The sequence below is a fragment of the Sulfuritalea sp. genome, assembly GCF_017302275.1.
Lineage (GTDB): Bacteria > Pseudomonadota > Gammaproteobacteria > Burkholderiales > Rhodocyclaceae > Sulfuritalea.
Genome location: NZ_JAFLDR010000001.1, coordinates 112,844 through 135,124, shown reverse-complemented (window position 1 = coordinate 135,124; position 22,281 = coordinate 112,844). Strand labels below are relative to the sequence as shown.

At 57.8% G+C, this 22,281-nt stretch carries 26 protein-coding genes and 1 pseudogene; 20 read left to right on the top strand and 7 right to left on the bottom strand.

The features are described 5' to 3' along the window. Positions 1-14: 14 nt before the first annotated feature. The 3 genes and pseudogenes from J0M27_RS00440 to J0M27_RS00430 all read left to right on the top strand — a co-directional run. Positions 15-569 carry a DUF4400 domain-containing protein gene (locus J0M27_RS00440; RefSeq protein WP_294986373.1) on the top strand — a complete coding sequence of 185 codons (555 nt, stop codon included), beginning with the start codon at positions 15-17 and terminating at the stop codon, positions 567-569. A gap of 273 nt (positions 570-842) precedes the next feature. Next, positions 843-1,061: a hypothetical protein gene (locus J0M27_RS00435; protein WP_294986371.1), complete on the top strand. Its 219-nt coding sequence runs from the start codon at positions 843-845 to the stop codon at positions 1,059-1,061. A gap of 22 nt (positions 1,062-1,083) precedes the next feature. Further along, positions 1,084-1,170 (top strand): annotated as a pseudogene (locus tag J0M27_RS00430) (DUF3820 family protein); the annotation flags it as partial. A gap of 91 nt (positions 1,171-1,261) precedes the next feature. Here J0M27_RS00430 and J0M27_RS00425 read toward each other — a convergent pair. The 3 genes from J0M27_RS00425 to J0M27_RS00415 all read right to left on the bottom strand — a co-directional run bounded on the left by J0M27_RS00425 (position 1,262) and on the right by J0M27_RS00415 (position 2,983). Then, a complete protein-coding gene (locus J0M27_RS00425; RefSeq protein ID WP_294986369.1) occupies positions 1,262-2,122 on the bottom strand; it encodes a GGDEF domain-containing protein in 861 nt (286 codons plus the stop codon). Between the two features lie 22 nt (positions 2,123-2,144). Further along, complete coding sequence (locus J0M27_RS00420) at positions 2,145-2,387, bottom strand: hypothetical protein (protein WP_294986367.1); 243 nt, start codon at positions 2,385-2,387, stop codon at positions 2,145-2,147. 185 nt (positions 2,388-2,572) lie between these two features. Beyond that, a complete protein-coding gene (locus J0M27_RS00415; protein WP_294986366.1) occupies positions 2,573-2,983 on the bottom strand; it encodes a ProQ/FINO family protein in 411 nt (136 codons plus the stop codon). Positions 2,984-3,182: 199 nt separating this feature from the next. Between J0M27_RS00415 and J0M27_RS00410 the strand changes: the two genes are divergently transcribed. Genes J0M27_RS00410 through J0M27_RS00340 form a run of 15 tightly spaced genes read left to right on the top strand, consistent with a single transcriptional unit; the run spans position 3,183 to position 17,247 of the window. Next, a complete protein-coding gene (locus J0M27_RS00410) occupies positions 3,183-3,614 on the top strand; it encodes a lytic transglycosylase domain-containing protein (RefSeq protein ID WP_294986365.1) in 432 nt (143 codons plus the stop codon). Next, the gene (locus J0M27_RS00405) at positions 3,611-4,192 is read left to right on the top strand and encodes an OmpA family protein (RefSeq protein ID WP_294986363.1); all 582 of its coding nucleotides are present in this window, start codon (positions 3,611-3,613) and stop codon (positions 4,190-4,192) included. Before J0M27_RS00410 ends, J0M27_RS00405 begins: the two co-directional genes overlap by 4 nt. Positions 4,193-4,196: 4 nt before the next feature. Further along, entirely contained in the window at positions 4,197-4,394 is a 198-nt protein-coding gene (locus J0M27_RS00400; RefSeq protein WP_294986361.1) for a hypothetical protein, read from the top strand. Next, a complete protein-coding gene (traA, locus tag J0M27_RS00395; RefSeq protein ID WP_294986360.1) occupies positions 4,384-4,671 on the top strand; it encodes a TraA family conjugative transfer protein in 288 nt (95 codons plus the stop codon). The genes J0M27_RS00400 and traA overlap by 11 nt, the downstream gene beginning before the upstream one ends. Positions 4,672-4,686: 15 nt before the next feature. After that, entirely contained in the window at positions 4,687-4,983 is a 297-nt protein-coding gene (traL, locus tag J0M27_RS00390) for a type IV conjugative transfer system protein TraL (protein ID WP_294986358.1), read from the top strand. A 13-nt stretch (positions 4,984-4,996) separates the two neighbouring features. Next, on the top strand, positions 4,997-5,584 hold the full coding sequence (gene traE, locus J0M27_RS00385) for a type IV conjugative transfer system protein TraE (protein ID WP_294986357.1): 588 nt from the start codon (positions 4,997-4,999) through the stop codon (positions 5,582-5,584). After that, positions 5,547-6,230, top strand: a complete 684-nt coding sequence (locus tag J0M27_RS00380; RefSeq protein WP_294986356.1) for a type-F conjugative transfer system secretin TraK — start codon at positions 5,547-5,549, stop codon at positions 6,228-6,230. The genes traE and J0M27_RS00380 overlap by 38 nt, the downstream gene beginning before the upstream one ends. Further along, entirely contained in the window at positions 6,223-7,500 is a 1,278-nt protein-coding gene (locus J0M27_RS00375; RefSeq protein ID WP_294986354.1) for a TraB/VirB10 family protein, read from the top strand. The genes J0M27_RS00380 and J0M27_RS00375 overlap by 8 nt, the downstream gene beginning before the upstream one ends. 6 nt (positions 7,501-7,506) lie before the next feature. Then, positions 7,507-8,277, top strand: coding sequence for a DsbC family protein (locus tag J0M27_RS00370; protein ID WP_294986352.1), 771 nt, complete (start codon positions 7,507-7,509; stop codon positions 8,275-8,277). Positions 8,278-8,279: 2 nt separating this feature from the next. Further along, positions 8,280-8,870, top strand: coding sequence for a type IV conjugative transfer system lipoprotein TraV (gene traV / locus J0M27_RS00365; RefSeq protein ID WP_294986351.1), 591 nt, complete (start codon positions 8,280-8,282; stop codon positions 8,868-8,870). After that, the gene (gene traC / locus J0M27_RS00360; protein ID WP_294986349.1) at positions 8,867-11,440 is read left to right on the top strand and encodes a type IV secretion system protein TraC; all 2,574 of its coding nucleotides are present in this window, start codon (positions 8,867-8,869) and stop codon (positions 11,438-11,440) included. The genes traV and traC overlap by 4 nt, the downstream gene beginning before the upstream one ends. Then, positions 11,437-11,811, top strand: coding sequence for a hypothetical protein (locus J0M27_RS00355; protein WP_294986347.1), 375 nt, complete (start codon positions 11,437-11,439; stop codon positions 11,809-11,811). Before traC ends, J0M27_RS00355 begins: the two co-directional genes overlap by 4 nt. 10 nt (positions 11,812-11,821) lie before the next feature. Beyond that, positions 11,822-12,622 (top strand): conjugal transfer protein TraF, encoded by an 801-nt coding sequence (locus tag J0M27_RS00350; RefSeq protein ID WP_294986345.1) that lies wholly within the window; start codon positions 11,822-11,824, stop codon positions 12,620-12,622. Between the two features lie 9 nt (positions 12,623-12,631). Further along, positions 12,632-14,053, top strand: a complete 1,422-nt coding sequence (locus J0M27_RS00345; RefSeq protein WP_294986343.1) for a conjugal transfer protein TraH — start codon at positions 12,632-12,634, stop codon at positions 14,051-14,053. Positions 14,054-14,079: 26 nt separating this feature from the next. After that, entirely contained in the window at positions 14,080-17,247 is a 3,168-nt protein-coding gene (locus J0M27_RS00340) for a conjugal transfer protein TraG N-terminal domain-containing protein (protein WP_294986341.1), read from the top strand. 21 nt (positions 17,248-17,268) lie between these two features. Here the strand turns inward: J0M27_RS00340 and J0M27_RS00335 are convergent, their stop codons facing one another. Further along, positions 17,269-17,685, bottom strand: a complete 417-nt coding sequence (locus tag J0M27_RS00335; protein WP_294986339.1) for a hypothetical protein — start codon at positions 17,683-17,685, stop codon at positions 17,269-17,271. Between the two features lie 301 nt (positions 17,686-17,986). On the opposite strand from J0M27_RS00335, the gene J0M27_RS00330 reads away from it, so the two are divergent. Both J0M27_RS00330 and J0M27_RS00325 read left to right on the top strand, forming a co-directional pair. Next, positions 17,987-18,394, top strand: coding sequence for an HU family DNA-binding protein (locus J0M27_RS00330; protein WP_294986337.1), 408 nt, complete (start codon positions 17,987-17,989; stop codon positions 18,392-18,394). An 89-nt stretch (positions 18,395-18,483) separates the two neighbouring features. Next, positions 18,484-18,711, top strand: a complete 228-nt coding sequence (locus J0M27_RS00325; RefSeq protein WP_294986335.1) for a transcriptional regulator — start codon at positions 18,484-18,486, stop codon at positions 18,709-18,711. A 788-nt stretch (positions 18,712-19,499) separates the two neighbouring features. On the opposite strand, the gene J0M27_RS00320 is transcribed toward J0M27_RS00325, so the two are convergent. The 3 genes from J0M27_RS00320 to J0M27_RS00310 form a co-directional block, all read right to left on the bottom strand. Next, the gene (locus tag J0M27_RS00320) at positions 19,500-19,904 is read right to left on the bottom strand and encodes a DUF126 domain-containing protein (RefSeq protein ID WP_294986333.1); all 405 of its coding nucleotides are present in this window, start codon (positions 19,902-19,904) and stop codon (positions 19,500-19,502) included. After that, positions 19,901-21,130: an aconitase X catalytic domain-containing protein gene (locus tag J0M27_RS00315; protein WP_294986331.1), complete on the bottom strand. Its 1,230-nt coding sequence runs from the start codon at positions 21,128-21,130 to the stop codon at positions 19,901-19,903. The genes J0M27_RS00320 and J0M27_RS00315 overlap by 4 nt, the downstream gene beginning before the upstream one ends. Before the next feature lie 107 nt (positions 21,131-21,237). Beyond that, positions 21,238-22,263, bottom strand: a complete 1,026-nt coding sequence (locus J0M27_RS00310) for an ABC transporter substrate-binding protein (protein ID WP_294986329.1) — start codon at positions 22,261-22,263, stop codon at positions 21,238-21,240. Positions 22,264-22,281 lie beyond the last annotated feature (18 nt).

The window sequence follows — 22,281 nt, the reverse complement described above, 5'->3', positions numbered from 1 at the left end:
AGTGGGGCGCCTTTGTGACCATCATCCTGATGGTGGGCGTTCTCGTCTTCTGGGCACTGATTCCGGAAAAGGTGCTTGAGTCGTCCTGGCGGACCGAGCAGGAGAAAATGGCCCTGTGGGCAGGAGACAGCACCCATCGCTGGATTGGAACTGAGGCGGTGGACGTACTCAACCAGGTCGCCAGGCAAGGGGAACGTGCAGCCGGTGGTCTCGGGAACAGCCAGATCGATAGTTGGCTGACGGGCAGGATCTATGTCACCTTGTTATGGGCCAGTCTGATTGTGTATCGGGCCTATGCGCTTCTGATGTGGGGACTGATCGGGATTCCGTTGATCCTGGCGGCAGCGGCCGACGGACTCTTGATTCGGGAGATTCGCAAGCACTCTTTCGTCTCCCAAAGCCCGATTCGACACAAGATCGGCATTCACTTCTTTCGCCTGATCACCGTGGCGATGGTCGTCTGGTTGTGTCTTCCGGTTCCGGCGCCGATCTTTGTGGCACCGGCGGTGATTGGCTTCATGGCGTTCTCGCTCTGGCTGTGGGCGAGCAACCTGCAAAAGAGGCTCTGAATGATTTCGCGACTGGGCCGACGGTCGGCAGGGTCTGTGAAGCGGGATTGAATGGAAATGTGGTCTTGCCTGTGTTGGAGTCGTTGCTTCGTTCCGGCCTGCGAGCTGCGCGTTGCTCAGGAAGACAATACTCTGCCATGAACGCTGCCGTAGGCTGGCAGCCGCCGATGGGTAGAGTATTCCGATTTCGTGATCGACAAGCGCCAATAATTCCGTCCCCAATAGTATTGGGTTAGCATAGCGACTTCACCAACACCATCAAAGGAGTTCATCATGGCCCGCAAGAAAAAGCTCGATTTTTCCGACATCTCGATTACCCGCAAGAAAGAGAACCTCAATCAGAAGGATTTCTGGACGCGGTACGGCGTCACCCAGTCAGGCGGATCCCGCTACGAATCCGGTCGCAATATTCCGAAGCCGTTGGCTATTCTGCTATGGCTTCATCGTTCGGGGAAGGTGACGGACAAGGATCTGGCCGAGGCGGTGAAGTAAGGACCAGGGACAACTGATCCGGATGCGTCCTGAAGACCTTGAGTTGCTGGTCACACGCGTCATGTCCTTCGGCAAGCAGAAGGGACGTCTGATCGCCGATCTGCCGGGTATGTTGAGTACATCTTGTCTGGTGCGTCAATCGTGAGGTCTCCTCCATCTCTCGCATAGAAGATACGGCCTCGGGTAAGCGAATCACTGGCTTATGTGCCATTCATCATCGGCTGCTTCATCCTTTTGGCTTCGTACATGTTCGCATCGGCCATTTGGATCATTCCATCCGCCGTTTGATTCTTGCCAATCTTGGTGGCTTGGCCGATTGATACCGATATCTGCCAGGCTCGTTCCTCAAAAGCTTGCTTGGACAAGTCCTCGATCCGCTTGATCAGAACATCGCAAGACTGCTTGTCTGTATCGGGGAGCAACAACAGAAACTCATCCCCTCCAATACGGGCAGCAACGTCAACTGCTCTGGAGCTCGCCCTCAGTATGTCCGCTATGAGCTTAAGGGCCTCGTCACCGACGTGATGTCCATGGCTGTCATTCAGACACTTGAACTGGTCGATATCAATGTACAACAACGAATAGGGACTGCCGGAACGCTCACTGCGGACCTGTTCGATTTCCAGCCGTTCTAAAAGCTCCAGGCGATTCGCTAAACCAGTCAGCACATCCTTATGGGCGTATTCACTCTCGCGCCACAACTTGAGCATTACCCGGCCCAACACCGTAAAGACGACGCTGCGGGTAAATGAGTTCAATAGGAGTGCATGCAATGGGAACTCTGGCCAGATGACAGCCGCCTCGGTCCCGCTCCATGCAAGTGCCAATGCTATCCCGACAAAGGTGGAGGTCTGTGTATCGGAATTGCGTGCAGCGAGATGAATTGCTGCCATACGGGCCGTTTGGATGATGGGCAGGCAGAACAGCACATCCAATGAGATGTACCTCCCTATCTCGCCAGGAAGATATTTTCCTGCTGCATAGTTCAGGAAACTGATGAGAGCTACTTCCGCCGCTATCAGTGAGCTGCTAGCATAGAAGGAGATCTTTTGCTCTGTCATGACTCGATTTGGTGGCAGCGAATCACACCTTACCAGCCTTCACCATCTCAAGCAGCAGTTGCTTTGCCAGGGCTTCAGGCTCCATCGTGCCAACCTGCTTGCTCTTGCCACCCAAGCCAGTAGAGACAGTGTGTATCTTCCCTGCTACCCAGTAGGTGCCCTTGTGAGTCTTGCCATCAACTTCAACGGTGAATTTGTGGCGGAGTGGTGGGTCAGTGCGGATGTCCATGCTTTTATTATGGATGATAAAAATCAGGCAGGTCACGGTTACGGTATCGCAGATTCAAGTGATGTCTGTTCCACGCCCCTTTGGTTGAGCAAGCAAAGGCATAAGCGTAACCTGACCATGAAGCCGGAGGTAACCGGTCGATTAGCTGCTATCGCGTTCAACTGCCATCGGAAACGTCCCTAATAGTCTCTGAGTCCATTGGGCATTCAACACGCCATGACTTATCGAACATTGAACTTTTCCGCAAGCTTGACGAGTTTTTCCCGTCGTTGCTGCTCCTGCTGCCGCGCCAACAGCCGTGCTTTATGTTGCTCGGCACCCTTTCTGAAGCGCTCACGCAGGGTGTCCAGCGCTTGCTGCTTTTGCTCCGGGGTCACCGGACCGGCCACATTTCCATCGAGGTCGAACCGGGTTTCGCCATTCGTGAGCGCCTTCAAGTAGCGCGCCGATGAGGTATGCATCCTCATCGTCAAACGAAGTTGCTGAGGATTGATGCAGGGAAGCCGTTCCAATACGGCCTTGTGAATGCCTATCGCCAGGGGATGGCACTCCTGAAATACTGGAAACATCGATCTCAGTGAAATCAGAACGGCATGGTGCGGGTCACGCGGTTTGGAATCAGATCCGGACATTGCGCATCAAGGTAATTGTGAGGATCGAAGAATAGCGCAAGCCCACATCCATGTGGCGGACTCTGGACTTCGGATGCCGATGAATTCATCGGCAGCACGTCGTCCGAAGGGCAGTTCTTGGTCACGGAATATTGAAACGGTGCACTTCTGTTTGCTTTTGACACCGGTTTCCCACATCTGAATTCATAGTATCCATGCCATGCACAAACTTGCGTGGCTTCCTCTCCTTTCCGTTTTCGCATCCCTCCCAACACCGGGTCATGCCGCCTGCTTTGAGGAGGCAGCCTCGCGTTATCAGATGCCATCGGCCTTGCTCAAGGCAATTTCCAGGGTGGAGTCAGGAGGCAATCCAAACGCCCTGAATCGGAACAGGGATGGCAGTTTCGACATGGGGCACATGCAGATCAACAGCCGTTGGCTGCCAAAACTGTCGCATTTCGGAATTTCGCGCGAGCGCCTGTGGGAACCCTGCACCAACACCTTTGTCGGGGCGTGGATCCTGGCGCAGAACGTCCATCGCATTGGTTACTCCTGGAGCGCCATCGGCGCCTACAACGCGACATCAGCGGAGAAGCGCGACAGGTATGCAAGGAAGGTTTCAGAAGCCATGAAACGGGAGAGCGCACTTTGACCCTGCTTCCCGTCGCTTCCTTGATTGTCCTGTCGCTCCTGTCTGGTTGCGCAAACGAGAAATCCATCAGCACGGAAGTTCCAAGGCGACTGTCGCTGACCTGGGATCGCTCGGATTGGCGCATCTGCGACCAGGGGAAGTGTCCCAAGCCAACGTCGAAGACAGTCCTTCTTGTCGCGGCACCTCCCACCGCCGAGCCGGTATTCAGAGAACCACCAAAACCCGTCCAGGTGGCGAGAACGCTCAATCCGATTTCGGTGACGTTTCAATTCGCCAGTGCGACCTTGTCTGAACTGGCCGAAATGGAGATCAAGAAAGCGGTCGCCCTGATTCAACCGGGTGACTCGATCCTCGTTGAGGGACGAACGGACGACATCGGGTCGCAAGCATTCAACGATCGCCTGGCCAAGAGGCGCGCAGAGGTTGTCGCCGCGTATCTCAAGCGACTGGGCGTCAAGAGCCCGATTGAGATTCGGTCCCAGGGAAAGTGTTGCTACGCCATCACCAACCAAACGGACGAGTCGCGAGCGATCAACCGGCGCGTCGATCTACATTTTTCATCTACCCAAAAGGAGTAAGAAAGTGATTCCCCGATCCAAAGAATCCATCCGAGATTACCTCATTGCCAGTGCCTTCATGGCCCTCGGTTCCTTCCTGCCTGGCTCGCTGCTCGATAAGGGATTCGAGGCCCATATCGGCGGTATCGCGCTCGGCATCGGGCTGGGCTGGCTTATCAAATCTGTCATCGACCATACCAAAGGAGTTAAAAGTGAATCGTAATCAGCGTTATGCAGTAGTCGCCATTGCCCTCTCTCTGCTGGCCGGAGGTGCCGTCGCCGGCACTACCGGAACTGAATTCCAGGCCCTCTATACGTGGGTCAACGACGTGGTCACCGGCTATTTCGGGCGGGCGGTAGCGGTCGCGGCCGTCGGTCTTGGCGCGATCCTTTCGATTGCCCGCGTCAATCCGGTTCCAATCCTGTCGGGCGCTGGCTTTGCGATATTCCTGCAATACACGCCGACGATCATCACCGGCATCCTGACGGCAACGGTCTGAGTCTGGGCATCCTGCGTGGGTAACGACGAAAACGGCTACATCCCGAAGTCCCTGGATGCGCAGGAGCGCTTCCTGTGGTGGGAAATGGATCAGGCGGTGATCGCCATCATGCTGATCAGCATGGGGGTGATCTCCGGCTCGATGCTCATGGGCATCGCCCTGGGCGCACTGGCGGCCTGGCAGTACGGTCGCATGAAGGCAGGCAAGCACCCGAAGTTCGCCGCTCACGCCCTCTACTGGTGGTTTCCCAGCGGGCTGTTCCTAAAGTTGCGAGCCACTCCACCGTCTGACCAACGCTACTTCCTGGGCTAGGCGACGAATCACGATGCTATTTCGAAATTACCTGTCCGAGCAGGCGAATGCCACACAGGAAATCCGGTTCATGCGGATTCTTCTGGCGGGATTGCTCCTGGTGATTCTGGTCGTCGCCGGCGTCGTGCTGAAACTGGTCGGCAATGAAAAAACCGTCCTCGTTCCGCCCGAGATCAAGCGCAGCTTCTGGGTATCCGGCAACGCCGTCTCCCGGGAGTACCTCGAAGACATGGCCTACTGGTATGCCGGACTTGCCCTCAACATTACCCCGGCCGTTTCAACTTACCAGAACAGCCTGTTCCTGAAGTATGCGGCGCCGTCCGAGTTTGGACGACTGCAAATGGAAATGGGTGCTCGCGCGGATTTCCTGAAGAAGAACAACACCGCCACGCAATTCTCGGTTCGCAACATCACGCTGGACGATAAAACGCTTCGGGTTGCCCTGTCGGGGACTCTGTTTACCTGGGCGTCGGACAAAAAGGCCGGGGAGCGCCAGGCCACCTATCTCGTCGGTTTCAAGCACATGAATGGAAGGCTCTATGTATCCGAGTTCAAGGAAACCAGTGAACAAAATCCTTTTGACAGCGCTGCTGGCCGCTAGCCTGCCGGCCAGTGCGGCTCAGGTGCTCGTCGGAAAACCGGACGACACCTTGAGCGCCAGAGTATCTCGATCCGAACCGACCCTGATTCGGATCGAGGGACATCGCGTTCGCCGGATCTTCGGGGCGGAAGGTGAGTTCGCGGTCACGGCTGACAAGGAAGCCGGTACCGCCTATCTCAAGCCGACCACGGACAAGCCGACCCTCAGCATCTTCGTGTCCGATGAGAACGGCCGAACCTGGAAGCTGCTGTTGGCGGTGACGGATGGCCCGTCAGATTCCATCATCCTCAAGGGGCGATCAGTCCCCGGCAGCGCTCTTACGTCGGGCAAGGATGTCGCCAGAAATCAGCTGATCAAGCGTGTCCTGCTTTCCCTTCAATCGGACACCGAAGCGGAGATGGAGGCGAGGGTGGCGAACGAGATCGTGCCTCTCTGGACAGAAGCCCTGTTCGTCCTGACCAGGGTCATCGACGGTCCGGTCAAAGGCGAGAAGTACCTTCTCACCAACACGTCCGCCAACGCGATGGTGCTCGACGAGCGGGAACTCTACCGGCGCCAGGTCATCGCCATTTCGATTGCCAAACCCCAGCTGTCTCCCGGTGAAACCACTGAGGTTTTCGTGATCTCGGAGAACCCCGGTGAGTGATCCGGCTGCCGCCAGCGGCGGCCTCACGTCCTATCTGAAGGGCTTGTCGCCCAAGGTCCGACAGTATCTGGTACTCGGCGGCCTAGGCGCAGGATTCATCGGCCTGGTCTTTGGCAGCATCGCGATATGGGACAACCAGCCCGCCCCGATGCCTCAATCGACCCGACTCGACAAGGCCAGCAGAAACATTGTCACGCCGGGCGCGCAGGTGGATCCACGCGATGTCTGGATGGCGCAATCGTCGCAGCAGATGAAGGAGATGGATAACGTCATTCAGGGCTTGAAGCAGAAGATGGGTGAGGTTGAGCAAAAGCAGTCTGCACCGCAACCCTCGACCCGTCAGGCCAGCGTGCTGCCGCCCTTGCCGCCAATGCTCCCGGGCCCCGGCCCTTCCGGCGCTCCCCAGGGGCCAGTCCAGGGCCCGGCACCATTGCCGTCCGGGACACCGGTAGCACCCCTCCCGCCGTTGCCGCCTCCCACCATTCCACGAGAGCCTGGAATTGCGTCGTTCGAAGTCAGTGACGCGATTCCGGTAGCACCGCAAGGGCCGGCCGATGCAAGACAGGGCAAGACCTACATCCCCTCGGGCTCCTTCATGCGGGTGGCGCTGATGGGTGGACTGGATGCGCCCACGGGAGGGCAGGCGCAAAACAATCCCTGGCCGATCCTGCTGCGGGTGCAGGACAACGCCTTTCTTCCCAATCGCTATCGGGCCAAAGTCAGGGAGTGTTTCATGCTCGGTTCGGGATACGGCGACATCAGTTCCGAACGGGCGTATCTGCGGCTTGAATCGCTCTCCTGTGTGCTCAATAACGGCGAAGTGGTGGACGCCACGATCAAGGGCTACGTCGTCGGCGAGGACGGGAAAGCCGGACTGCGGGGGAGGCTGGTCAGCAAGCAGGGACAGGTGCTGGCCAATGCCTTGATGACCGGAATCATCGCCGGCATCGGCCAGGGATTCCAGCAAGGCGCAACCAGCTACAGCACCAGCGCCCTGGGCTCCGTGGGGACTGTCGAGCCCGGAAAGCAGATCCAGGCGGGTATCGGCACCGGCGTTGGCAAGGCACTGGATCGGCTCTCCCAGTATTACATCACGCTCGCCGAGAAGATGTTCCCGATCATCGAAGTCGATGCCGGCCGGGTCGTCGACGTGGTCCTGACCAAGGGCGTGGCGCTGGGCATGGCCGCGAGCGCCGATGAAGACACCTACACGGAACTCTGGAAGCGAGGGCGCCAGATCATGAAAAAGTCCCTGAATCCCTCGGAGTAAAAGCAAATGCGTAAATCGATGTATGTCCCCCTGGTCATGGCCCTGGTTCTCCTTTCCGCGGCGCGTGTGGTCAGTGCTGCCACCCCCGCCAGCGAGGCTGAAATGGAAGCGCGCCTGAAAGAGCTTTACCCCTCGACCCGGATCACCGCCGTTCGTCCCTCGGAGGTCTCGGGCCTCTATGAAGTCACCATGGGAAGAAACGTGGCCTTCACGGACCCGACGGGGCGCTACTTTGTCTTCGGTCACCTGTTCGACATGAAGGAGCAAAAGGATCTGACCGCGCAGCGACTGAGCGATATCAATCGCATCGATTTTTCTCAGTTGCCGGTGCAGGATGCGATCAAGACCGTACGCGGGGATGGCAGCCGCAAGCTGGCGGTGTTCTCTGATCCGGACTGTCCCTATTGCAAGGGGTTTGAAGGCGAACTCGCCAAACTCGACAACGTCACGGTCTATACCTTCCTGTATCCCCTTGAGAGTCTGCATCCAGAAGCCAAGGGGAAGTCTGAACGCATCTGGTGCGCATCCAACCGCGCGAAGGCGTGGTCGGAGTTCATGACCATGGGCAAGCTGCCCAATGGCCCCAAGTGCGCCACGCCGATCGAGCGCATCAACCAGCTGGCGGGCAGTCTCGGCATCAACGGCACTCCCACCCTCATCCTGCAGGACGGAAGTCTGATACCGGGTGCGGCCTCCGCCGCAGAAATCGAGCGGCGACTGGCGGGCAAGGTGGCACCGATAAAAGCCGCTGTGACGCCCAGACTCAAGGGGGATTGATCATGCGTTCGGTCTGCCTGATCGTATCCGTTCTCGCCCTGGCGCTGGGCGGCTGTGCCGGATCCCTGACGGGAATGGATGGCGAGAGCAAGTTTTCATGCAAGGCGCCCGATGGCGTTACCTGTTCCTCGCTGTCCGGGGTTTATGCCAATGCGGTTGCCAACAATCTTCCGGGGCTGCGCAAGGACGGGAAGGGTGACCCGGCGGTTCGGTCGCCGTCAACAGAAAGTCCAGACGGCACGATAACTGGCCAGGTGGCGTCATCCGGCGACCCGCTTCGGACGCAAGCCAAGGTCTTGCGCATCTGGATCGCCCCCTGGGAGGACACCGAAGGCGACCTGCACGATCAGTCCTACATTTACGTCGTCGCCAACGCAGGCCGGTGGGTGATCGAGCACAGTCAGCGACACATCGTTGACCGCTATCGGCCCACATTCATCAAGGCCGGTCCCGGCGGGCAAGCCCTGCAAAAGCCGCTCACCCCATCGCAAAAGCCGTCCCGGTCGTTGGGCGGACCCTCCCTTCTGGGAAATCAGGCCATCGGTCCGGGCGGCACGGGCGGTACGGGCACACCGGCGGAGGACCGCGAGTGAGCGTGCTGCAAGCCCTCAAATCGGTCTTCTATGGTGAGCGCTTCGAGCCCGCCGATGCGGTTCAGCGAAGCCTGCTGGATCGCATCGCCACGCTCCCAAGACTCACCGGCATCCTGCCTTACCTGGGGTGGATGGCAGACGAGGGGATGTTTGTGCTCGATCAGGGCACATTCGGCGCCAGGTCCACACATTCCATGGGCTTTTGCATCGAGACTGTCCCGCAAACCGGATCCAATGAAGAAATGGAACGGGTGCTGGCCAGTCTGTTCATGTCCTGTCCACCGGGTACGGGCATCCAGATCTCGCTGTACGCCAGTCCGCATATTCTGCCGTCGCTGCGAGAGCAGGCCAACATGCTCCCGGTGGATGAGGAGCCCGCCGGATCAGAATGGGAGACCCGTCGCAACCGGAACATATATCGAGTCCTTGGCCGGCGCCGGATCGATCACTATTTGAAGGGCGTGGCCAAATCGCTCTTCTCGCATCACGTCTATCTGCTTCGCGACTACCGCTGCCTCATTGCCATCAGCACACCGCTGGATCCGGAGAGTCCCGCCGATGTGGAGGAGGCGATCCGGATCAAGGAGAGTACCCACGCCACCTTGCGCTCAGCCCACATGCCGGGCTGGGACTGGGGGCCGGAAAGCCTGCTGAACTTTGTCGCGGATTTCTTTGACCACGAGCGGGTGCTTGGCCAGCCTGAAGAGAGACACATCGAGTACGACAGTTCGCGCTCCCTTCGCAGTCAAGTGTCGAATCCTGAAATTGCCTCCGCCGTCGCCGATTCCTTCATCAAGTATCGCAAGGCGGGGGGTGCCGAGACGGCGATGCAATGCTTTTCCGTGCGGCAGTACCCGAAGTATTTCCGGATGGGCAACATGGGCTCGATGATTGGGGACTACTACCAGATGGCCCTCGCGATACCGTGTCCGTTCCTCATCACCATGGGGGCCATCACCCTGGATTACGAGTCGGCCAGAAGCAAGGCACTGATGAAGGCAGCGCGAGCGACGCAGGCCGCCGGCTCCTACATGGCCCATTTCCAGCCGGACCTTCAGGATCGCAAGCGCGACTGGGACATGGTGCTGCGCGCCTTCGACAACGGCCGCAACGTGGTCCAGATGTACCACCAGATCGTCCTGCTCTCGCGAATCGAGGACGTATCCCGGACCGAACATGCCGTCCGTGCCGTCTGGCGGGCGCGCGGTTTCGATCTGGCCAAGGATGTCTATCTGCAGCATCAGGCCTTCGTGGCGTCGATGCCGTGCACCCTGACCCCGGCATTGCAAAAGGATCTCCAGTTGTTCGGCCGTGCCGGCACCAAGACCGCCGACAACGCGGTGATGACCTCGCCCCTGATGGCGGAATGGAAGGGCACCGCGACCCCGGTCATGACCCTGTTCGGTCGTCGCGGGCAAATCATGAGCTTCGACCTCTTCGACAACACGGGCGGTAACTACAACTTCGCCGTCGCCGCGTTGTCCGGGTCCGGCAAGTCGGTCTTCGTGAACGAAATGGCCTTTCGCTATCTGGGTACCGGGACCAAGGTCTGGATCATTGACGTCGGCCGCTCTTACCGCAATCTGTCCGAGCTTCTGGACGGGGAGTTCATCGAGTTCTCCGATGAGCGAACCAACACGATCTGTCTCAATCCGTTTTCCATGGTCGTCGATATCAACAACGACATGGAAATGCTGCTGCCCCTGGTGGCCCAGATGGCCAGTCCCCGTGGCCCGCTGGATAACTACAGCTACTCCGCCCTGGCCGCCGCGATCAAGCGTGTATGGGATCAGAAGGAAAAATCCGCGACGATCACGGATGTCTATGACCTGCTGCGCACGGGACGGCTGAGTGACGAAGGCGAGGTCGAGCGTGACCTGTCCCGACTGGCAACTGCACTGGAGCCCTATACAAAGTACGGCATCTACGCGAGCTACTTCGAGGGAGAGGCCAACATCCAGTTTCGCAAGAACCTGGTCGTGCTTGAGCTGGAGGAACTCAAGGCAAAGAAGGATCTCCAGGCGGTCGTCATGCAGTTGATGATGTACCGGATCACCCAGGAGATGTATCTCGATCGCTCAAAACGCAAGCTGGTCATCATCGACGAGGCCTGGGATCTGATGGGCAGCGGATCCAGTGCCAACTTCATCGAGGCTGGCTACCGGCGAGCACGCAAATATGGCGGTGCGTTCGGCACCATCACGCAATCCGTGGATGACTATTACAAGAACGAGGCGACGCGTGCGGCCATCACCAATGCCGACTGGCTGTTCCTTCTCAGGCAAAAACCTGAAAGCATCGATCGGCTCGGCAAGGAAGGAAAGCTCCATGTGGACGAGTGGATGAAACGGCAATTGTCTTCGGTCAGCACGGAGCATGGCCACTATTCGGAGATCTTCGTGCATGGCCCGATGGGCTCCGGCGTTGGACGCCTGATTCTCGATCCTTTCTCCATGCTGTTGTACTCGACGCAAGCCGAGGACTATCAGGCCATCAAGACGCTCACCGATCAGGGCATCCCCGTCACGGAGGCGATTGAGACCATCATCGAGCGCAGGGGGGCCGCATGAATCTCAACCTTGTCCGATTGCTTGTCACGGGCCTCCTGTCCGTCCTGGTGTCATGTGCCATCGGACTGATGTGGGTTCGTTCGCATCCCGCTCCACGCATGGTGCGGGTCGATGTCGGCAGTCTCTACGAGGAACAGAAGAAGACGCTCAGTGCGCGGCTCAAGCCGGGCATGACCGAGGAAGAACAAAAGGCGATTTTCAAGGCGGCGACAGACTACGGAAAGCGTGTTGATGAGGCTTTGAGCAGCGCGGCACGGGAATGCCAATGTGCGGTCCTGAACACGGCAGCCATTGTCCGCCTGCCAGATTCCGGTGAATCGGGAATTCCCGATGCCACGGACCGGGTTCGACAGATTCTGGGCCAGAACTAGGTCCGTGCAGATGCGCAAGGAATGGCTGGCCATCATGATGACTGGATCCCTTCTGGCGAGTTCTTCGTCGGCAACCGTGATCAGTGGTGGCATGGACTATCCGTCGATCTGGGCCTGTGAGGAGGCCAAGTTCCACTGGTATTGCGATATTGAGCCTGAGGTAACACCCGACCCGACAAAACCCGGTGCAAAGGCCAAAACCAGCGAAGAAGCCGCGCTTGAGGAGCTTGAGCGCCTGCGCAAGGCGCTGGAAGCCAAACGGGCGCTGGCCCTGATGCAGCCTTCTCCGGAAAACCTCAAGGCCTACATTACGGCGCAGGAAGCCCTGATGGATCGGGCCTCGGTGTTCTCGGATGTCTGGCGGCGCGTCATCTGGGCGAACCCGGACCTCAATTACCAGCTGCGCAATCCGGTCAATAACGCGGCCATCCAGGTCAGAGACGTGGAGCGGACGCAAAAGGAACGCGCCTCCATGAAGGAGATCGCCAGGGAATGGGGCGTGTTCTTCGTATTCCGGTCGGATTGTCCGTACTGCCACCGGATGGCGCCGGCCCTCAAGTTGCTGGCGGATACCTACGGCATCACCGTATTTCCAATCAGTCTGGATGGAGGCGTCTTGCCTGACTTCCCGAGTCCGGCGCGGGATAACGGCATGGCCAGGGTGCTCGATGTCAAACAGGTTCCCTACGTTGCGCTCGGCAACATCAAGGATCACCGCCTGATTCCGCTGGGTTCCGGCGTGCTGTCCGTGCAGGACATTGTCGAGCGAATTTATATCCTGACCCAGACCCGGCCAGGCGAGTTGTATTGAGGGGGTGCCATGCTCAGAAAACGCATAATCGCCGCAACCTTGGCACTGACGATACCTTTGACGGTACAGGCCAGCGTGCAATCCAGCATGCAGACATGGTTCAACGACATCGGCGCCTACGGCAACGTGACCGGTGTGGCGGCCTACCAGGGACAGACCATGAATCTGTACTCGGGAGGCAGCCTGTACATGCGCACCCCCGTCAAGAATTATCAGCTTGCCACCGTAGCCCCTCCAGCCTTCAAGGCGGGGTGTGGCGGGATCGACCTGTTTGCCGGCTCCTTCTCCTTCATCAACAAGGAGCAACTGACGGCCCTGATGCGCAACATCGCCAACAATGCCGTCGGCTATGCCTTCATGATGGCCGTCAAGTCGATCTCGCCCGATCTGGCCGATCTGATCCAGTACCTCCAGGATCAGATCTCCAAGGTGAACAACCTCAACATCAATTCCTGCCAGGCCGCCGAAGGGGTGGTCGCCGCGATTGGCAGCACGCTGACCGACAAGACGCAGGAGAAAGAGGGCAAGGTCGTCGGTGCGTCATTGAATCTCTATTCCGATGTGTTCGAGTCCTGGGATGCCTGGAAGGACCGCTCAAAGGCCAGACAGACGCGCCAGGCCGCCATCAGTGCCGACTCGCGCAACAGGGAAACCTTTGATCCCGGGAATGTCGTGTGGCGGGCGCTGCTTCGGGTTAATGGTGTCGATGACGAAACCCGGCAACTGATGATGAGCATGACGGGAACGATCATCATTGTTCCGCCCGGTGACGACGAATCGGGTTCGAGCACGGACCAGAAAGCCAAGTGGTTGTACAAGCCCGGCGCAAAGATCACCTTCAGGCAATTTGTGGGCGATGGATCCGCGGCGACGGCAACGCTATCCGGACTGATCTGCGATGACTACGCGGAATGCAGGAATCCTGCGTACGTCGAGGACGGCATCACGGCAAGTTCATTTGCGAAGTTCGTTCGCGACAAGATCGTCGCGATGAAACAGAAGGTGGAGTCGCGCAGCGCGGGCGGGCAAGGCACCCTGGATGTCGCCCTGATCGGGGCGTCCAGCCTGCCGGTATGGAAGATGCTGTCGCTGGCCGCCAACATGCCCGGCGGTGACTTCGTTGTGGAAAACCATACCCAGCTCGTGGCCGTCGATATTGCCCACTCCTATTTCACCAACCTGGCCAAGACGCTGAGGGAAGCCATCCAGAACGAGATGGGCAAGGGAAACGCGGACGTGGCGGAAGCCGCGAAGTCGATTCTGATGCGGGTCACCGAGATCGAGCAGGAAGGTCGCGAAATGCTGGTCGCCGAATATCAGAAGGGGGTGCAGGTGGCCCAGATGCAACGCAGCATCCAGTGGCTCGATCAGTCGCTGAAAGCCGGGCTGCCGACCAACGTCTTTCAGTCGATGATGGCGTTCAATCGATAGGCCGATAGAACGACGCACTCACACCGATGAATTTCGAGGTCTATGCCTACTGGAATATCGAGGAACTGACGGCCACGTTCAACGCCGTCGCCGCCCTCATGGGGAGCGGCGACTACCTGGGCCTTCTGCGCACCGTGGCGCTGGTCGGCATTCTCTCGCTGGCGCTGGTCGTCCTCGCCGGCAAGGGGCGCATGGAGGACTTCTGGAAGTGGGTCATCATGTTGGCCCTCTTCAACGGCATGCTGCTGGTCCCGAAGACCAACGTCATCGTCGTCGATCGCACGGGAACCACGCCCGCCCAGGTGGTGGCCAATGTCCCGATTGGTCTGGCCGCATTCGCGCATTCGACCAGCAAGATTGGCGACTGGCTGACCGGGTCATTCGAGACCGTCTTTGCGCTTCCCGGTGACCTGCAGTTTCGTACCAGCGGAACACTGTTCGGGCACCGGGTTCTTCAGGAGCGACTGGCCATCAAGAGTGGCCAGCCGATTCTGACCAGCAATTTCTACGAGTTTTACCGCGAGTGCATCACGCCCGAGCTTGCCTCGGGGTATACCCGCATGAACGACCTCATGAAGACGAACGACATCTGGGGCACGCTCAACGGATTGACCAATCCCTCCCGGCTGGTGACCCTACGGGACACGGCGGATCCGACCATCATGCAAACGGTGGGGTGCACTGCCGCCTATACGACGCTCACCATCCAGCTGAACGCCGAGGCCGCCAATCAACTGGGCCTGCTGGGCAATCGGATGTATCCGGGAATGCCCTCCGCCCTGGCCAATACGGCGATCTCGGGGTCGCTTGCGACGAGCACCAATTATCTTCTCGGGCTATCGGCGACGGCGACCGATACCATCAAGCAGTCCATCGTCTCAAACGCCGTGATTGACGCCCAATACACCATTCCGGCACAGATCGGTGATGCCGCCAGCGCCGCGACCAATCTGGCACAGGCACAGGCCGTGCGCCAGACCGGTGACGCCTACAAGGCGATGGCAAAGCTGGCCGAGGGCACCATGCCAAAAGCCCGAAACGCCATCGAGCTGGTGCAGTACGCGGTCTTCCCGATCATTCTGTTGCTGACGCTCGTTGCCGGTCACCATGGTGGATCGGTGCTCAAGATGTACGCCGGCAGCCTGCTCTGGATCCAGTTGTGGCCACCGCTCTACGCGATCATGAATTTCCTCATGAATGTACAGGCGCAAAAGGCACTGACCAGCGCGACCAATGGCGGGGGGATGTCTCTGGAGTCCTACAGCTATCTCAACAACTCCGTGGTCAGCGATCAGGCCATTGCCGGAATGCTGGTGTTGTCGATTCCGGCGATTGCCGCGGCGCTCATCAAGTGGGGCGATGCCGGGCTGAGATCGGTCGGCGCGTCCTTCGCGCCACGTGACGCAGAAAAGGCCGCCGCCGCCCTGGCGCAAGGCAACATGAACATGGGGAATGCGTCACTTGGCAATGTTCAGCACGGCAATTACTCCGCCTTGCAGCATTCCACGCAGCCCTCACTTGCAGCAGGCGCGGGCAAAATGGCCTCGGCGGACAGCTTTGGCTCGATGGAGCGCACGGGGGATGCCGTGACCGTAAAAAGCGGCAACATGACGATGACCGGATTCGACAGGAATCGTGATGGCCGATTTACGATCGACGAAGTAACGAATGTCTCCGCAGCAGGATCGTCGCTGATGGGCGCCATCGCACAATCTGGGTTAGGACGCTCAGCGTCGGATGTCCAATACTCCGGTGAGGGTACGCAAGCCTCTACGGGCAAAGCCAGCACAATAGGGGATTCGAAAACTGCGAAACTCACCCAGGATCAAAGTGCCGTGTTTCAACGGCAGTTATCGAAGGCATTGAATTCGGAGATTGGCGGAGACACCAGTGCTGGCGTGACTTCAGGTGCCGGCAACGCGGTTTCCACGGGGCGAGACTTTTCAGCCAAAAAAGGTCTGACCAATCACGAAGGCGCGTCCATGGATTCCGTCCTGACCGCAGGTGGTAGTGGTCAAAGCAAGCCTGGAGAGGGACAGGCCTCAAAGGATCCTGGAAGAGCGGGGCAGCTGGCAATGGCACTTGCGGAAAAGGCCTCCGGAGTATCGGCCCGTGTGGCAGGAGGCGTCAAGACCGGGCAGCGCTATGACGAGTCGGCCGATCAAACGCTCAAGACTGCAACACAGGACGAGTTAAGGCAGGCCGCCGAGGTAGCCAAGCGTGGTCTGCTTCGTGTTGCTGGATCAACCTCTGATCAAGGCGTAAGACAAGCAGCGGAACGTGCAGCCGCTACCCTCGACAAAGCCAAGTCATTCGACAGTAAGGAGCTCGCCTCACTGACGGAGCAGCAAGAGGCTGGCAGTCGTCGCCAGGCGGGAAATGAGAACCGCTCCAATGTTTCCGTGGATGAATCCCTGATCATGGCGAAGTCTGGCTATGAAATGCTCTTTGGGAAGGGCTCTGAAGTCACGCCGGAGCGCCTGGCTGCGTTTCAGCGCGAGTGGAATTCGAATCAGGGCTTTCGCGAAGATGTTGCCTTGGAGACCAGGGACCGTCTTGCCAAGTCTCGTCTGGCTGCGGAAGGGGTTGAGCCACCTATATCCCAGGACACTGTTCGAGCCGAAGGCCAAACGGCGCTCGCTGCACTGGATAGCAAAGGAAACGATGCGGTTGCATCACAGGGGCGGGCAAACAGCAGGCACGTAGAACGACAGCAATATCAGAATCCACGATCCATGCCGGATCTGTCACCAGCAGCGAAGACATACGCCGAATCGTTTAACGCTGCGTCTGAACAAGTCAAGCGGAAGGAATCGCAGGTGTCGCTTGAAAGCGGGATTACTGTCATGGCGAATCAGTTGTATCAGGAGCGCCAACGAGGGACGGGAACCGTGCTCTTGAATACCTACGGATCTGGTGCCGGGTCAGCCAGTGTTCAGGATTACGCGGGCAAGTTGAGAGAGGCTTCGCAAAAGGATCCCGAACTAGCCCAAGGCTTAGCGACCATAGGCAGCAATAATCGGGCCGGCGTCCAACCCTCGCACGCTGACATGGCGTGGCTGGAAGGAAAGGCTAAACAGTCTGTACGCCAGGCGGAAGGAAGTGCTTCTGAGGGAGCGGGCTGGGTTGCCGATCAAGCAGAAAAAGCACTGGATCTGTTTTCGCAGACTAGCTCACCATCACCAAGAAAATGATTGCAAAGAGGCAGGAGGGAATCAGTCGTCGTCGAGGGGGTCCTGAGCGATACGGACGCCGCCTGCGTACATCCCAAAGCCCTGGAAGCCGGGGCCCACGCCAGAGAAGTTCAGTGAGTTCGGATCCTGATCATGTGGTGGATCGGAGAAATACGATTGCTGCCTGGGATCATTCTCGCCATTACGCAGTACAAAGCGAATAAATGCGACTGCCAGAAAAACCCAGGAGAGCAGGGCGGCGACCAGGATGGATTTTTCGTTGCCAAACATCGCTACCAAAGTGGCGGCCACAAGCGCTGCAACGAGGAGCAGAAGCGACTCGACGACATGCCCCGTTCGAAACAGCTTCACGGCGACAGCCATCAATCGGGCAGCCAGATAGATCAGGGTCATCCCTGGTACGACCAGCAGCACAGATACAAGAACCATTCTTTCCATTGGGTACTCCAATACGCCATTCATCTAACTTTTACTATACGCGCAATGCGCGTATAGTAAAAGCGATATCATTCCTGATTACTACGATGGCTGCTACTGGTTATCCCACACCCACTGAGATTCGAGCGGCCCGCATGCTACTTGGAATATCTCAATCACAAGCGGCGTTAATGGTGCATTCTGCGTGCCGAGCATGGCAGCAATGGGAGGCTGGGGATAGAAAGATGCATCCGGCCTTCTGGGAGCTTTTCCGAATCAAGGCACTGCTCAATGCGCGCATATCAAAGTAGTAGTCCTTCTGATGCTGAACAAGGAATTCCCTGGATTTGCAGCCGGCATTCATGTTCCTTGCATCGATGGGGATTGTTCGGCGGTACCATCCTTTTTTCTAAAACCTGATTACGGAGACTCTATGAATAAGACTGAACTTGTCGAAATCGTTGCCAAGGAAGCGGACCTGTCCAAGGCGGCTGCCGCGAGTGCGCTGGATGCAGTCATTGCTGCCATTGTTACAGCGGTATCCAAGGGCGATACCGCCACCTTGATCGGATTCGGCACATTCAAGCCCTCAAAGCGTGCAGCCCGCACAGGGCGCAATCCTCAGACCGGCAATGAACTCAAGATTGCAGCTACCACGGTGCCTCGTTTCACAGCGGGTGCCGGTTTCAAAGCTGCCGTGGCTGGAAAGAAAGCGGCGAAGAAAAAGTAGTTTGTTGCTGCCTTCTTGAGCGATGCGGTGCTGGTGCAACTTGTACCGGTGCCGCCTCAATAAATGTTGGGATCAATACAGGGGCGTGTATGAAGAAATCCAAACTTCTCGCTGACGTGGCGGCTGCTCGCCGCACGTCCGGTCTAAATCAATCTGAATTCTGGTCTCGATTTGGCGTAACCCAGTCGGGTGGATCGAGGTATGAAAGCGGACGGAATATTCCCAAACCGCTCAAGACGCTGATGTGGCTTTACGACGCTGGCAATATCAGTGATCAGGATCTGGAGAATGTCCGGAAGGGGCTAAGCAAGAAGTAGTGAAGTCCGCCGGGGGATGGATTGTTTCGTTCGATTGTCGGGTGATAACCGCCAAGCCGACGAAGACCTTCCAATGAGTGTTCCTCCTGAAGCCGTAACAGCAATAGCCACTATTCGGCGTCGATTTCTTGTGCTGGATTTCAGATAGGGGCGAACTAAGCCGAGCCTCTGGTAGTTGGCACTCGATCCACTGCTGCCGCTCAGGCTTCGTTGCTGTGTTGGTCAGATACGTGGAGTATTGCTGCCGGTGGGATTCATTCAGCGGATACGTCCCCTTCGGCCTTTGCGGACGATCATCAATTCCAGATCAATACCCGCTTCGTGCCCAAAAGAGACGCCCATCCTCTTAGTGGCCAAGTGGCGGGTCCCTGGTGCGGAGCAGTCGTACGTAAGCGCCCGGGCATAGATGACTTCCCCGGGCGCTTACCGCGTGGTCGCCGCCAGCCCTCGTACCTCGCGCAGATGTGCGTCGTAGCGGCACAACTCGCTCGCCAGAAATGTGTGCCGGGAGCAATGCAGATGACTGAGTCTTTGGCATGGCCCGGTGAAAAGCGGTGGGTTTCATAGCGGTCTCCTGATGTGGAACCACTACTTCAGATCGCCGCAGAAATTATGTCGAGCTTGCCAACCTCAATCGCCGAAAAGCCACGCTACGCTTGGCTTCCGAAACATGCAACCTGCGACAGTCCACATAATCGAGCGATCTACATAATCGGCCAATCTCGCCTTTCGCGATGCAGTATTACTCGGTCAGCAGTAAAACCGTTAGCTGACTTTCCGCAGATTAATTAGCCCAGTACTCGCAGACTCCCTGTTTCCGGATCCAATTCAACCATCGACTCATTTTCGACGGCCTTGGTTACGTCGACATCGAAACCGGCGAGCATGGTCATTCCTGCCATGGCTGCACCTTGGGCCAAAATCGTATTCACGGTGTTAAGAACGATGGCCATGGGCGCCATATTCCGTGCCTTCATCTCGTGAAGCATCCAGGCAGTAGCGACTCCCCCTTTTGCGGTATCGAGAATCAGGATCTTGTCGACGTACGATTCACCAGCCAGCTTGTGGGTTGAGCGGGAAAATACGCCGTTAATGCGGTCAAGGTCGTATCTCGCAGAGAATCCGTCACTGGCCACGAGCGCTCTTCCGGTCACCTTTTGGCCCATCGCATGCCTTGCCTTCAGCGGCGTCATTTCAGTTCTCCAGATTCAGCGGCATCAACGCAATCCTTCATTGAGGCCAGCATCGGTACGTAACCGTAACCGCCGAGGATATTGACCAGCTTGGCGCTATTCGTAGCCAACCGGCGCCAGCCGTTGGCCTCGCTCATCTCGCGGGCGTAGGACTGGTAGAAGCACATCCCCGTCAGTACCGTCCCACCGGCACCCTCAATCGTCTCTGTGTATCCGAAGCGGTCCGAATCCGGCTTGACCTGCGGGCTGGTGGTAACCATAAGCGGCCGCTTGAAATGGCGGCCATGGCACAGTCCAGCCAAGTCGCGGAGCTCATACAAACTGAGTTGCGGTGCCGAGAAGACAACGATGTCGATATGCTTGTCGGCGGCGTAGCTCTTCTTAAGATCTCGGATTTCGCCTTCACCAATCCGATGAGCAATCGGCAACTTGTCTCCTCCTACGTCACCAAGAGAGTGGGCCTCGGGAGTGATGCCGACCAGGTGAAACAATGCAGTCGATCCGAAGCTGGCCATCGCCGCCCCGAAATGCTTGATTTCATCGGAGACCGGAAACCGGTCAAATCCATCAACTACAGGAACCTGCCAATAGTTTCCTGACAGGCGGCCAATAATCGCCCCTAAAGCACCCCAATCGCTGAGCTCCCGAGGTGTCCAGTCGAGCTGAATGCGAAGTGTCGCTTGTCGGTGACGTTCCAAATGATAGCCGTATCTTGGGGTACGTCCGGTCAGACCTGCCGCCAGCGCCGAAGGGCCTCCTTCGAAGTTCGACTTCGCGCCTCCAATCGAATTCGTATAGATCACGACACCGGTATCACCGAAGGCGACGTGTTCTCCTCGGGTGGCTGCGACGATGGTCTGGTAGTTGATGCAGGTATCGGTCATGCTGACACCCAGGCGCCGAAACGCATTGATCGCCCGTCGTTCCAGAGAGAGCATCCATTCAGTCTGGCCCAGCTTGTCGGCCTTGGTGAAATCAGTGCCACGCGGATCCGTGATAGTCGGAATGCGAACGCCCTTTTCACCAGCATCCGCCAAATTCTCAAGCCATTTGACGCCAGCCTCTCCCAGACTCTCGGTATCGGCCATGATGTGGGCCTGAGTCACGGGTACGAAATCCTCTGCACCAAAAAACCGACCTACCTGAATCTGATGTTCGATGGCTTGCTTGGCGACGTGCCCTTGCTCCCCAGCAAGCATCGACTTCTCTTCGTCGTTTAATATCATGGCTCTCTTTCGTGCTTCCAATCCTGAGGCTATGGATTCGACCTGAACGGGCGTCAGGACACCTTACTCGTGCCTGACGCCCTCAACAGCCTGTGTGCTAGCCGCGCTTATTTCTTGTACGCGGCTGTGTAGTAGCTGAAGTCTGCGTACTTGGACGCCGACAACGGGTCTTTCATCGCGCCGAACTCGACAAACAGTTTGGTCACCGAGTCGAGCATTCCGGCCAAACTTCCATCGGTCATTTTCCCGGCCCACTCCCCGTTGCCAAGAATATCCATGGCACCGAAGTTCGCGGTCATGTCGGCTGCTTCCATTTCGCCCTTGTAGTACTTCGTCAGCAGCGTATTGATTGACTCTTCCTTCTTCGTCCGAAGCATCTCATTGGCGGGCCCCCAGGCGGCTATCAAGCGGCGGATAAGGTCGGGGTTCGATTCGAGAATCTTTTTGTTGGTCGAATAGGCGGTAATGACGTAACCCGCACCCTTCGACGCAAACTGACGGGCTTCCGCCAGCAGCTTCGACGATTTCGCCTCGCGCGCCCGGAGATTGAACGGAACCCAGGTCGAGACCGCAGCCATACTTCCAGTTACGTAGGACGTAACCGCATTCGGCATGCTCTGACTAACGATCTCGATATCCTTGGTTGAATCCAGTCCGACGCTTTTTAGCGCCGTGTGTAGAAAGATCTGCCCCGTTGTTCCGAGAGTCGTGGAGATCTTCTTGCCCTTGAGATCCGACAGAGTATTGACGCCTGCATCCGCGCGCCCAAATATCTGACCGCCCCATTCAACGGTGTTTGGCAGCACCACGATCCCCTGCCCGCGCGCAGGGAAATTGTGGGTAACTCCACCGGTGGAGAATACGTCGACGCTACCTCCGACGAGCGCAGAGAACCCCTCGATACCGGTGTTGAATTTCGTGAATACCGGGTCGAGACCTTCTTTTGCCCACAGTCCATGTTCCTTCATCAGCCACATTTGGCTGTCGCAGGATGGAATATGCAGATAGCCGACGCGAATCTGTTTCGCCGTTTGCGCATAGACGTGTCGAAATGGACTAGCGGCAAGCATGGGAGCTATCGACATGGCCGCAAGTTGGCCGAGGGCTTTACGACGTGATGGTACGTTGCTCATAGATTTCTCCTTTGTGGG

Excerpts from the sequence above, each read along its gene's own strand:
- J0M27_RS00435 (WP_294986371.1), top strand. The coding sequence starts at position 843 with ATGGCCCGCAAGAAAAAGCTCGATTTTTCCGACATCTCGATTACCCGC.
- J0M27_RS00425 (WP_294986369.1), bottom strand. The coding sequence starts at position 2,122 with ATGACAGAGCAAAAGATCTCCTTCTATGCTAGCAGCTCACTGATAGCG.
- J0M27_RS00415 (WP_294986366.1), bottom strand. The coding sequence starts at position 2,983 with ATGTCCGGATCTGATTCCAAACCGCGTGACCCGCACCATGCCGTTCTG.
- J0M27_RS00410 (WP_294986365.1), top strand. The coding sequence starts at position 3,183 with ATGCACAAACTTGCGTGGCTTCCTCTCCTTTCCGTTTTCGCATCCCTC.
- traE (WP_294986357.1), top strand. The coding sequence starts at position 4,997 with ATGCTATTTCGAAATTACCTGTCCGAGCAGGCGAATGCCACACAGGAA.
- J0M27_RS00370 (WP_294986352.1), top strand. The coding sequence starts at position 7,507 with ATGCGTAAATCGATGTATGTCCCCCTGGTCATGGCCCTGGTTCTCCTT.
- traV (WP_294986351.1), top strand. The coding sequence starts at position 8,280 with ATGCGTTCGGTCTGCCTGATCGTATCCGTTCTCGCCCTGGCGCTGGGC.
- J0M27_RS00355 (WP_294986347.1), top strand. The coding sequence starts at position 11,437 with ATGAATCTCAACCTTGTCCGATTGCTTGTCACGGGCCTCCTGTCCGTC.
- J0M27_RS00350 (WP_294986345.1), top strand. The coding sequence starts at position 11,822 with ATGCGCAAGGAATGGCTGGCCATCATGATGACTGGATCCCTTCTGGCG.
- J0M27_RS00345 (WP_294986343.1), top strand. The coding sequence starts at position 12,632 with ATGCTCAGAAAACGCATAATCGCCGCAACCTTGGCACTGACGATACCT.
- J0M27_RS00340 (WP_294986341.1), top strand. The coding sequence starts at position 14,080 with ATGAATTTCGAGGTCTATGCCTACTGGAATATCGAGGAACTGACGGCC.
- J0M27_RS00335 (WP_294986339.1), bottom strand. The coding sequence starts at position 17,685 with ATGGAAAGAATGGTTCTTGTATCTGTGCTGCTGGTCGTACCAGGGATG.
- J0M27_RS00330 (WP_294986337.1), top strand. The coding sequence starts at position 17,987 with ATGCTGAACAAGGAATTCCCTGGATTTGCAGCCGGCATTCATGTTCCT.
- J0M27_RS00325 (WP_294986335.1), top strand. The coding sequence starts at position 18,484 with ATGAAGAAATCCAAACTTCTCGCTGACGTGGCGGCTGCTCGCCGCACG.
- J0M27_RS00320 (WP_294986333.1), bottom strand. The coding sequence starts at position 19,904 with ATGACGCCGCTGAAGGCAAGGCATGCGATGGGCCAAAAGGTGACCGGA.
- J0M27_RS00315 (WP_294986331.1), bottom strand. The coding sequence starts at position 21,130 with ATGATATTAAACGACGAAGAGAAGTCGATGCTTGCTGGGGAGCAAGGG.
- J0M27_RS00310 (WP_294986329.1), bottom strand. The coding sequence starts at position 22,263 with ATGAGCAACGTACCATCACGTCGTAAAGCCCTCGGCCAACTTGCGGCC.